Source organism: Methanofastidiosum sp. (assembly GCA_020854815.1).
GTDB lineage: Archaea > Methanobacteriota_B > Thermococci > Methanofastidiosales > Methanofastidiosaceae > Methanofastidiosum.
The window spans coordinates 1-3622 of sequence record JAHKLW010000024.1 but is presented as its reverse complement, the minus strand read 5'-3'; the positions used below and the strand labels follow the sequence as shown (position 1 = coordinate 3622).

Here is a 3622-nt window from a genome sequence, read left to right as displayed (position 1 = left end):
CGCCTACTCTTAGAAGTTTTTCATACCTTTCCTTAATGGCAATATCTAATAATGTTGTCATGACAACTAAAACCCACTATTAGTATATAAATTTAACCAATAGCGGGAGCAGAACCGAAGTTTATCAAAATTCTCTTAATAATTTTGACAAATCGTCACTTGACAGAGAAATAATAGAAAAAAGACTAGTTAAGATAAGATTTGTTAGGAAAACTGTCCATATCCTACCAAGGGAATATGTTTCTGCTGCCTTTTCTGCTACTAAAGAAGGGGTACAGATTGCTTCAGAGAAGTATTACAAATATATGGGTATAACTGAAAGCGAGTATGAAAAGATTTCAAAATCAATTCTTGAACTTTTAGGAAATAATGGCCTTAATACAAGTGAAATTAAAAAAGATCTCAATACTGAAACTAACTTATCCCCTGTAATTAATCTAATGTGCGACCTTGGTATTTTAGTAAGGGGCCTATCCAAGGGAGGGTGGAAGAGCAATGCCCATACATATTACAGAACGGATAGGTATCTCCCGGATATCAATCTTAGCGAGTATAGCCAAGATGCGGCAAGAAAGATAATAGTATCACAGTACCTGTCCTCATTTGATCCTGTAACTATAACAGATATTTCGTGATGGACAGGTTTTCCGAAGACTGAGATAAAGAAAATACTTGATATATTAAGTGGCGTAGAGTATGTGAATATTTCGGGGCTTGGAGAACATATAATCTTTAAGAATGGTCTGAACCAATTAAAAAATATAAAAGAAAATAATAATCCACAAATCAATCTTTTGCCTGCGCTTGATCCATGCATAATGGGTTACAAGGAGCGGGATAGGTATCTTGATAAAGAATATTTTAATTATATTTTTGACCGCGCTGGGAGTGGAACGACAACTATTATAAACAACGGGAAAATAATCGGCGTTTGGGATTTTGAGGAGAATCCAGACCCAATAATAAAAATATTTATGTTTGAGGATCAAAATATTTCAAAAGAGATTGAGAAGAAGGCAAAAGAAATTGGGAACTTTATTTATGAAAAAGAAGTTAAGATAAAAATATGCGATGATATGACGCCACTTGATAAAAGAACTACCGGTGGCTTTATGGCCCCACTAAAGGATATGGATGACTGATTATATGACAAAGATATTCTATGAACATGTTGAAGTTGAAAAGATGCTTCACAAGCTTAATGTCTGGTTTCTCCCCTTTAGGTGGGGATCTAATATCTATAGAGGGTGTCAGCATGACTGCGTCTATTGCAATGCTAGATACACGCATGAATACCTTGGGATGGAAGAGGGAGAGTTTGCCCGAAAGATTATAGTCAAGGACAATGCGGCTAGCGCTTTAGACAAAGAGTTCTCAAAAGAAAAGTGGAACAAAAATCTAACTGTTAATGTTTCTACTGTTACAGACCCTTACCAGCCGGCAGAAAAAGAGTTTGGGAATACTAGGAAAGTGTTAGAGGTATTTTTGAAGCACCACAATGCACTTCTTATCACGACTAAGTCCGACCTAGTACTAAAGGACATTGATATTCTAAAAGAGATATCTAAGACGGGATTTCTAAATGTCTGCATGACAATAACAACTCTTGACCAGTCGCTTAGTGACAAAATAGAGCCTAGAGTTCCTTCAGTTGAAAAGAGATTGGAAGCGATTAAGAAATTAAAGGAGGCAGGTATCACAGTAGGCGTTACAGCCATCCCAGTCCTCCCATATATCTCAGATGATGAAAAAACTCTAGAAGAGATGATAAAGACCTTCTCAGAACTAAATGTTGACTATGTTATAGTCGATGTCCTAAATTTCAAGGGGGAGACGAGGCAACGTATGACTAAATTTTTGGAAGAATATGACCAATCGCTTATCCCCAAATATGAAGCGCTCTACCAAACAGACTACTGCGACAAGGAGTATTCTAAAGGTGTTAGAAAGATTACAAACAAGCTTGTCAAAAAATATGGCGTTGATAAATACGATAAGATGTTTTCATACGGAAAGAATAAAGAAGCCAAATAGTAACTCTTTTTTATGACAAAGGTACTTGGCATTATAGGGAGCCCCAGAAGGAACGGTAATACGCATATCCTAGTCAATAGAGTTTTAGAGGGGGCAGAAAATCAAGGTGCAGAAACAGGTTCCCTCTTCTTAAATGATTTTATAATCAAAGAGTGTGATGGCTGCCACGCATGCTGGAAAGGATTAGAGTGTGCTAAAAAGGATGACATGAACGGCTTCTATCAAAAAATAATTGATTCTGATATCCTTGTTTTTGGGACTCCGGTCTACTGGTATGGTCCAACTGCGATAATGAAGGCATTTATTGATAGATTTGTTTATTTCAACTGTCCAGAAAATAGAGAAAAGATTAGAGGGAAGTCAGCAGTTGTTACAATACCTTTTGAAGAGGACGATGAGAAGGCTTCTCTTGCTACAGTTGAGATCTTTGAGAAAAGTTTTGGATATTTAGAGATGAATCTAACTGATGTGTTACTGGCCCCAGGTGTTGGGGAAAAAGGTGCGATATTAGAGAAAAAGATTATCCTCGAGAGGGCTTACAATATTGGAAAAATGTTGGCCAGATAGATATAATTGGTATGAATTTGGGAATAATCTCGGAAATCCCTTATATATGACCCAGGCACCTTTGATAATAAGGCGATATTATGAAGAAAAATTACATAATAGGCATTGCAGTCATATTTTTGATTGCGATGGTAAGCATCAGTGCTGTTCTTTCATACAGAGGACAGACAGACACCACAGCTACATGCCCAAATGAAGGAAACTGTTTTGGGAACGGCACGTGTGATGGAAACTGCGATGGTGACTGTGATCAGTCCAACTGTGAAGGCACATGCCCAAACAGAGCATCAAGGCAGCAGAGAATAAGATCCTGCGGAATGTAAAAAATAATTTTTTCTTTTCTTTTATAATTATTAATTTTTTATCTAATCGCATATTTTCCGCCAAAATTAGAAGTTTTTAGATACTTTTCTAACTTTCACGGAAATTTTATAAATTTACAATTTAAGTAATTAAATGACTATTATGAGTGACTATAAGATACCAGGCTCTCTTTTGAATATTATTTTCAAAAGCGTTGAAGATCAACTTGGGAAAAGGGGCTAAAGATGCTACTTACCCAAGTGAAGTTAACTGAATATATTCAAAATCCTCCTCCGGATGATGACACGCCAACTTTAGATATGGGGAAATTCAAAAGTGCAATGGGCGCTGTCATCGACCTATTTGGGGAAAAGGCTGCAAGGCCGCTATTGATGAGATGGGGAAAGCTAACATTTGATTATGCAGTTGAGTCAAAACCAACTCTTTTTGGATTGACCGGATTTGCAACTAAGTTTATGAATGATGAAGGAAAGACCAGATTCATCTTAAAAAAAATATTAAAGGAAAGCGAAAACCTTTATGGAGTGCCACATATTATGACTGAAACTGATGATGCCTTTAATATAGAAATACAGAACTGCTTCTATTGTGGGAATCATAAGTCGACTCAATGTTTATGCTGGCCGCCTGTTGGATTTTGGCGAAGCATGATGAAGTGGGCTACTGGAAAAGAGTATGAAGTCAAAGAAGTAGAATG

The 3622-nt window shown here is 36.8% G+C and carries 6 protein-coding genes; all 6 read left to right on the top strand.

The genetic code is table 11. The features are described 5' to 3' along the window. The first annotated feature begins 86 nt into the window (after window positions 1-86). Window positions 87-635, top strand: a complete 549-nt coding sequence (locus KO464_02800; protein ID MCC7572298.1) for a winged helix DNA-binding domain-containing protein — start codon at window positions 87-89, stop codon at window positions 633-635. Window positions 636-698: 63 nt separating this feature from the next. Beyond that, complete coding sequence (locus tag KO464_02795) at window positions 699-1142, top strand: winged helix DNA-binding domain-containing protein (protein MCC7572297.1); 444 nt, start codon at window positions 699-701, stop codon at window positions 1140-1142. A gap of 4 nt (window positions 1143-1146) precedes the next feature. Then, window positions 1147-2034: a radical SAM protein gene (locus tag KO464_02790; GenBank protein ID MCC7572296.1), complete on the top strand. Its 888-nt coding sequence runs from the start codon at window positions 1147-1149 to the stop codon at window positions 2032-2034. A gap of 12 nt (window positions 2035-2046) precedes the next feature. Further along, window positions 2047-2601, top strand: a complete 555-nt coding sequence (locus KO464_02785; GenBank protein ID MCC7572295.1) for a flavodoxin family protein — start codon at window positions 2047-2049, stop codon at window positions 2599-2601. Window positions 2602-2681: 80 nt separating this feature from the next. Then, a complete protein-coding gene (locus KO464_02780; GenBank protein MCC7572294.1) occupies window positions 2682-2924 on the top strand; it encodes a hypothetical protein in 243 nt (80 codons plus the stop codon). 225 nt (window positions 2925-3149) lie between these two features. Further along, on the top strand, window positions 3150-3622 hold a 473-nt coding region (locus tag KO464_02775; GenBank protein MCC7572293.1), incomplete at its 3' end, for a hypothetical protein.